We start from the raw sequence: 7606 nt of genomic DNA, 5'->3' as shown, positions 1-7606 counted from the left end.
CTGCGAGCACTTCGCCATCAGCCTCTTGATCTGGAGGCTCATCAAGAGGAATGGAGTGCGCTCGAAGAAATGTCGACATTCTGGCGACGGACATGGCGCCCAAGGACTTGTCAATCGCAACTCGCAACATGCCTCGAGCGCGGCCGTCGCAGATGAGCGGAGCGCCGGAGATACCGTCATAGTTCGTAAGTGCGGACGGCGCATCTACATGAAGGTCGAGATCAACGCTCAATCTCGGCGTATCGAGAACTTGCGATATTGAAMCTTCCAGCCTGTGCCCGACGGAGAGCTTCGCTGCTGGAAAACCAAAGGCTGTGAATTGGCTCCCTTCTATTGGGAGCATCTCGTCAAGAAGGATCGGATCGATGTCGACCTCTCGTGCGAGCGCAAGGATGCACACATCAAGGCTCTCGTCCTCTGCAATCACGCTCGCAATGACTTCGTCGGAGGCCGATCCAAGATCGAAACGCACACTGATCTGCACTTGAGCAGAGATTGCGTCATATACACAGTGACGCGCCGTGATCACTCGGGAAGTCGTGACCAACCATCCGGTCCCAGAGTCGTCGCCGCATTTGACCTCGCACGTGGCAAGCTTTATCTGCGCGTCAATCATCAGTTTGCCCTTCAATCTCGATCCAATCCGTGGCTTTTTCATGCACGGTAAACGAGGCCCCGCTCTTTGAGACGTGACTGCGAATGAGGTCCGAAGCCGGTGTCGGGTAGTTGAAATAAAGTGCGCGGGAAAACGATGCCGGCCGGTCTACGATGGCCGCAAGAACTTCGATGTCAGGATGACCGTGCGCATTGCCGTTCGACGAAACGATGTACCTGGGAGCATCGATGAGTCGGAGCAAGTCCGGGCTCGTGTTGCGCAAGCTTCCATGGTGAGAAATCTTGATCGCATCGAAGAGCATCGAGTGGCCGTTTGACTGCAGGGCACGGAGCGCTGGAACAACGTCCTCCGCCCAGGCATCTGCAAGCATCAGGACACGAGCCCCACCAAGTTCAATGATCGTCGCGATTGAACTGCCGTTCGTGATGGAGACGTCGGGATCGTAGACGTCTTCGAGGTTTTTTCGCTCTCGAGCTGACACCGGAACAGGGCGTGATGCCGCACTTTCACCTGCGTGCTCGCAAATCAACTCGAAGGCGTCATCTATCTCGTCGCCCGCTCCTGTTGGGCCGTTGTAACCCATTTGACGCAGCCGCCCCTTCCACCACTTCAAAAGTCCGTCGAGACGTTGTTGCGTTGGGCCGATGACGCGGATGTTGCCCCCTGCAAGTTGGAACACGGGCGTACGTTCGACGGCAATACTCGTCGCACCTTCATGATCGTTCCATCGGTACCCACCACGGTGTATCAGCGAGGCAAGCGAACTCCCTTGACGCGCGCTGATTTCTTTGGGTCCGTTAGACACGATACCGACATGCGCCGGATGTCCGCGTCGATTGATTGCGTCAAGTATCAACTGATCCGTAGGCCGAATAGCAGCGTCGTTTGTCGCGGTCAGGCTGCGCAAACTGTTGTGCCACACCTCCCCAACACCGACTACCTTTGATTCAGTAGATTTCTCGTTGACCGCCAGAAATCTCATGAGGCCGGAGATGTGATCCGCGTCAATGTGACTTGCGATGACCAGATCCAGATATTCGCCCCTGGATGCGATCTCCAAAAGATCAGGGTGAATATTCTCGTCAAATGTTTGGGCGTAGCCACCATCAACAAGGACATTCGATCCCGCGGCACTAAGAAGAAACGCGTCTCCATTTCCAGCAGGGTAGATTCTTATTCTCAACATATTATTTCCCTCTTGAGCGAGGCTACCACGCGAGGCCCCAGGAAATGGCTTTGTTGCACAAACCTGATTCAGGTCGAGTCGCCCCAGCCCCAGGCCCAGCTATGCCATGACAGCCACAGCCACAGCCACGGGCACCGTCATCGGGCACCCCAACTGCGTGAATCGGTTGAGCAGCGCCATCTGCTGCGATACGTCGGCCTGGCCAAGCACGCGGCAAAAGAAAAAACGCCCTTTCGGACGCTTTTATGAATTGGCGGGGGATGGGGCACTCTCAGGGCCTAAGTCTTCCAAAGCGAAGCCGTGACTCCCCTGCAGTGTCCAGTGCGCATACCCCCAGTAACCCCGCGCCCTTTCGCTGCGTCTCGAACTCAAAAGAGATCTCAATCACCATGAACAAGGAAGCAAACAACACCAGACACCCGCTGAGGAAGTCTCCGAACAACGCCGTGGTAGACACAGCACCGAAGCCGGAAATTTCGTACCAGTGTAAGGCAGCCGCGAGCAGCATGCCCGGTACCCACGTTGGAGTTAGAAGTGGCCTGAGCCTTCCACAAATCTCGTTCCCCGGCGAACGGAGTCGTCTTCCTGGATCATCTCCCTGACCATGGAGAAATCATTCTTGACGGAGAAGACGTATCGCTCCGCTTCCAGCACCTGCAGCGAATTGAAGTGTTCAACGTTCTCGGGGCGGACTTCCGTCATGGAGCCTGCCAGAAGCGCCTCCACGATGCCGGAAATCTCCTTCCGCTGCGCTCTGAGCGAGCTAGGGTCCCCGAGCCTTCCCACAAGCAGCCGATCAATGCGCTCGATCCCATCGATCATCATTTCCAGATATGTAGGGCACATCAAGGAAAGCGCCAGTGTTGGAGACAGCGGGAAGTACAGCTGAACCCCGATGGACGCCAAGCCGAGTTTCCCGCTACCTTCCGCATTGGGGTCATTGAACCGAACGACCGGATGATCCCCCATGAAAAAAGGCGTGTCGTCGGTGGTCTTGATCAGATGCCAGACCTTCTGCAGCAGCAGAGGCGCCCAGTCCCTCGACGCATTGGTTATCAATGCCGCGTAGTGGGCCTTTCGCGCGTTCTCCTTGCTGCCGACCAAAGGGTCGGGCTGAAAGAACTCCTCCGGGGCGCCCTCCGCACGAAAAAACCCCTCCATGCGACTAGAAAGATCGTCGAAGGTTGCCATCGTCGCCTTGGTGCGCACGAGCTGCACCGCCATGAAGCTGGCGAGAATTACCTTCTCTTCGTGCCAAGCAGGGGGAAGCGCTTGAGCCGCGATGACCCGCGCAGTGACCTCGGCGGCCTTGGTTTCAAGGCTGCTCAGTGCGGGTTCCAGCGTCAGGGGTACCCCCTGAAAATCAAAATCGTAGATGGCCCGCTCGGCCGCGACACCCACTTTAGATTTCTTCGACGTGGAAAACGCAAAAATCTTGTCCTGGTGCTTGTCGAACGCATGCACCAGTTCCCGCCCACCGGCGGAGAACCGCCGCAGCATGAACTTGGGCACGTAGTGCTGCAAAGGCTCGCTCATCGAGCCGCTCCCAGGGCAAAGCATGCCCCGATCGAGATGTGCTTCAACTGTCCTACTTCGATGAAATCTGAACCCGTGCACATGAGCCTGGACTCTTAACGAGGTGCATTCTTGCGGATCACCAGATCCTCCAACGAAAAGAGCCTGTGAAACAGGTAGTCGACATGATCTGTGTCGATCACCGGTGTTTGGCTTCGCTCGTGATGGCGTAGCAGATAGCTGTTCCCAATCTCTCGAAGCTCCAAGGCCTCCTTCTCAAGAAGCTGCCGAAATGCCGGTTCAGGGCTTGCCCTGTCCAGAACCAACTTCGCCGACTTGGCTTTGTTGTCGTCTGCCAATGTCTTGATGCGCTCCCATGAGTCGAACAGCCGCTCCAGCGCTTCGCGCCGAATCAACGGATCAGGGTCTGTGAATTTCCTGCGCGCCTCTTCCAGCATGACGTCGAGCAGTTGGTCCCCGGTCCGGAAGTAGGTCCTCGCGAGCAAGTCCCCGATGATGGCTGGCAAGATCCGCCGGACCTCGCCGCTTTCAGTGATCTCATAAGCCAGCCCGTTACGCGCGAGGATGCGGTTCACATCGGTCACGAACGCAGAACGCCCTTCCGCTCTGTCGAAAGACAGATGGTGATGGCGGTAGTAATCGTGAAGTTTTCCTAGAACCGGCCGCGCCACGCTCCTCCACACGAACTCGATGAAATCCAGTGCTACAAGGGTCGGGGGCGCCCACGGCTTTCGCGTCCGCATGGAATCATCTTCATCCAATTCATCGCGTTGTAGCGGCCAAGACAGGCCCTCGATCTCCGCTTCGATCGCGCTCTTCAGCATGTCCGTGTCATTGCCACAGATCGCATGGCCATCAGGACATTCTTGGGGAAACGACTCACCGAACGCTCCGGAACTCGCCAGGGCCTCAACCAGGACCGCAATGCCGGCCCATGCCACTGGACTCATCGTCTGCTCAGTACGGGCCCTCGGCCCGAGCTCCCGATCACTGAAATAGTTGCTCATGGGATCGGTCCTTCAACGGAGCTTGAACAGGGGACTTGGATTGGATGTCGAAACCACCAAGGTGAGCGATTTCTTCGCCCTGCTGAGGGCCACGTACATCTTGGATTTCGCGTACAGGGTCGACGTGAACTGCGCCTTGTCGCAGGCCATCAGCATTGCGTTGTCGCACTCCAGCCCCTTTGCCTTGTGAATGCTGCTGAGCACTTTCTTAGGTAGAGAAGGATGGGAGTAAGAACGCATGCGCGACACCTCCGCAAATCCTTCGTCGGCCCCTGCAAACTGGCCGATTCGCACGGCATCCCGCAGCTCGGAACTGTGATCGATCTTCACGGTGTCGAAGCCCGCAGCGGTGTCTTTCACCAGCGCAGCAATTTTTGCGAGTGCGTCCGACACCCCCGTGTGCGAAGGATTGTTCAGCAGGCATAGTGCGACCTCTTGGATGTTGGCCGGCTTTCCAGTCGTGGGGCGAGCCGCCCCGGTGCGGACTTCCTGCAAAAGTCGGTCACCGTGGCTGGATGGGCTGAATCCTGCTGCGACGCTGCCCATGAAGGTGATGACACCCTGTGCCAGCGCTTCCGGACTGCCATGGCCGGTGCGTAGTGTCTGCACGAGCGCCCCTAGCGCATCACGCGTATGCCCTTCCCAGATCGGCACTGTCCGAAACCAAAAGGATCGAAGTGCCGATACCAAGTCGTTCTGCGATGCGAGGACCATCAACTGCGGGCTGTTTTTCAGCACCTTGTCGATCGGTGTCCTGTCGTCCTTGGAAAGTTGGTAGCCCGTTCGCATCTGAGCCGTGTTGTTTCCGACAAGCACCCTCACGGATGGAGGCAGCTCTCCGGTCAGGTCAATCGGAGTTCCGCTCTCCAAACTCTCCCGCGCCTCGATGACCCAAGCCCCCAGTAGAGGACAACCGGTTTGCCAGCGATGAGGCGTGATCAGCTTCTCGCCTGCTCCCTGCGCCTTCAAAGCGTTCCAGCGGGCACGATCCTCGCGCGCGGCTTTGTCGGTCTTGGCCCCGTAAATCCGCTGCATGGGATCTCCAAAGATCCGGACAGTTGCTCCAGCGGACAGCAAGAACATGACAACACTGTGCTGATCGACACTGGAGTCCTGGTGTTCATCGCACACGATGACTGGATATCGTCGGGCCAGTGCACGAGCCACCATTGGCTGATGGCGCAGGAATCCCGCAACCTTGGTCGCCATGATCTCAAAGCCTTGCCCGCCATCACGCCACGCCCAGGATGTCAGATCACGCGGCAAATCCAGTGGCTTGTGGTACGCCAGCGCGATCTGCGCAATCAAGGCATCGATGGTCTTGATTTCGACGCGTGACCCGGCCTTCTTCGTGCGTTCTGCGAAGACAGAGCAAGCGGCGTGAGTGTGCGTCAGGATGAGCAAGCGGCCATCACCGAGCCCTCCCACCACCTCCTGCGCGTACGCAGCCCCTTGGTATGTCTTGCCGCAGCCCGCTGCAGCTTCAATGATCACCAGCGGTTCAGATGATCGGAGAAGCTTGGCGACGGGCTGGTCACTCATAGATCGAGCCTTTGCAAGGCCTGACGCCCCACGGCCGCCAGTACCGCGTTGATCAACGGAAGCAGCTGCGGCTGAATGTCCGCCCACGCGCCTAGCGCGACCATCTTTTGAGCCAGTTCCTTTCCGCCGTCTGTGGACTTGAACCATTGCTGGGAATGCTTCTTCCACGCCTTTTCTTGGCTTGCGGGCGCGCCGTCCTTGCTGCCGGTGGCAGCTGCAATGATCAGAGCGCGCCACGTTCTGCCAGAGGCTTTCAGCGCCGCGTCGATCGCCTCGGTGGTCTTGTCTTGAAGCCCAAGGCGATCTGCCAAAGTCCGGAGTCGATAGCCGTCCAGTTCGCCTTCGGTATCCTTCAGCAGTTCGAGAAGATTCGCTTCGGGAACTGCCCCGATCACATGATCTTCGGTGCAGCCCTTCGGCCACTGATGAAGCCGCCCTTTGAGTTTCTCCTTTAGTTTCTTCCACCGCTCTGGAGCGGTACCTTCGTCGTCAGCTAGGCCGGCAAACAGCAAACCGGAAGACGCGATCGTCTCCATCAGATCCAAGGTCGCTCCATTGCCCTGACCATCGCAGACTCGCACCCCGTGATCGAGCGGATTGCCCTCGAAAGCCTTCTCCAGTAGGTACTGCAAGAAGCCGACTTCGGTGGGCCCTTCTGCAATGACGGCCACGCGCGCTAGGAACGTTTCAGGATCGCGTTTCTGCTGTGGACCGATCTTGTCCCGAGGCAACGCACCGATGGCGCCCAGGCTGTCCAGATACCAAAGGTGTGCGTTTTCTGCACACGAGATGGCGACAGGGCTATGTGTCGTGAGGAAGATCTGCCCGTGCTGGCCAGCCAGGATGTTGATGAGCTTGCGCAGCCGGTACGGCTCAAGCCCACGCTCGATTTCATCGATGAGCGTAACGCTTGCTTCCTTGTCCGTTGACGATGCAATTTCGAGCGCAGCCATCCGTCTGGTACCCGCACCCCAACTGCTCAGGGGCAACGCCACCCCATTCTTGGTCGCCATCAGCCCGATGAGTGCGCCGATGGAGAACCCCTGGCTGGTCGTGAGGCCGAGTTTCAAGTCACTGGGTAGCGCAGCACCGGCCATGCGCGCATCCAGCGATTCGATCGCTTCCTTACCCTTGTCATTGAGCGAATCGTGCAAATTGAGCCCCGCTACCTCCTTGCCGATACGTGCCCGCAATGCGTTGTCAGCCAGCAACCGATCCAGCGCAGAGCCATAGACAAGACGCAGATCGCGATCGTTGCGCTCATCAGCGCTCATTCGGACCAAGCCGATACGCCGGCGGACGGCAGTCGAGAAATGGTCGAACTCGTCGTTGGGCTGCGTGACCTCCCACGCGAGCTCCAGTTCCGTGGTCCCTCGTACACGCACGCGGTACACCGGCTCGCCAGGCACCGGCTGCTCGCCCTCCCCGTCGGCCGATGGCGCAACAGCGTCTTGCCCGTTCCATGCCCATGGCCAGGCGAAGGTGTTCTGCGAGCCCATCCCGGTTGCCTCTGGCAGCGACATTACGGCTTCAATGACGAACTCCTGGGCACTGTCCCGCGCCCAGTAATCCGCTTCGGAGATGACCGCAGTGTTCGATGGCGAGAGCAACAGCGCGATCGCCTCGAGAACAGTCGTTTTTCCAACGTCACCGCCACCCAGGATGACATTCATGCCCTCCGCAGGTAGCCACGTCAGAGACTGGATGCCTCTGAAACGA

General features: G+C 58.3%; 6 protein-coding genes. All 6 read right to left on the bottom strand.

What is annotated here, in order from left to right; all coding sequences use genetic code 11:
- A partial coding sequence (locus AC1D2O_RS35345) for a trypsin-like serine peptidase (RefSeq protein WP_478158724.1) occupies positions 1-616 on the bottom strand: 616 nt, incomplete at its 3' end.
- Complete coding sequence (gene avs1a, locus AC1D2O_RS35340) at positions 609-1802, bottom strand: AVAST type 1 anti-phage system MBL fold metallo-hydrolase Avs1a (RefSeq protein WP_478158723.1); 1194 nt, start codon at positions 1800-1802, stop codon at positions 609-611. The genes avs1a and AC1D2O_RS35345, both read right to left, overlap by 8 nt.
- Positions 1803-2330: 528 nt before the next feature.
- Entirely contained in the window at positions 2331-3338 is a 1008-nt protein-coding gene (locus AC1D2O_RS35335; protein ID WP_478158722.1) for a DUF4238 domain-containing protein, read from the bottom strand.
- Positions 3339-3433: 95 nt separating this feature from the next.
- The gene (locus AC1D2O_RS35330) at positions 3434-4345 is read right to left on the bottom strand and encodes an AbiJ-NTD4 domain-containing protein (protein ID WP_477650664.1); all 912 of its coding nucleotides are present in this window, start codon (positions 4343-4345) and stop codon (positions 3434-3436) included.
- 12 nt (positions 4346-4357) lie between these two features.
- On the bottom strand, positions 4358-5887 hold the full coding sequence (locus tag AC1D2O_RS35325) for a UvrD-helicase domain-containing protein (protein ID WP_478158721.1): 1530 nt from the start codon (positions 5885-5887) through the stop codon (positions 4358-4360).
- Positions 5884-7560 (bottom strand): ATP-dependent nuclease, encoded by a 1677-nt coding sequence (locus tag AC1D2O_RS35320; protein ID WP_477650042.1) that lies wholly within the window; start codon positions 7558-7560, stop codon positions 5884-5886. Before AC1D2O_RS35320 ends, AC1D2O_RS35325 begins: the two co-directional genes overlap by 4 nt.
- Between the last annotated feature and the right edge of the window lie 46 nt (positions 7561-7606).

This window comes from Variovorax sp. P1_G12 (assembly GCF_056405555.1).
This window is presented reverse-complemented; position numbering and strand designations above follow the sequence as displayed.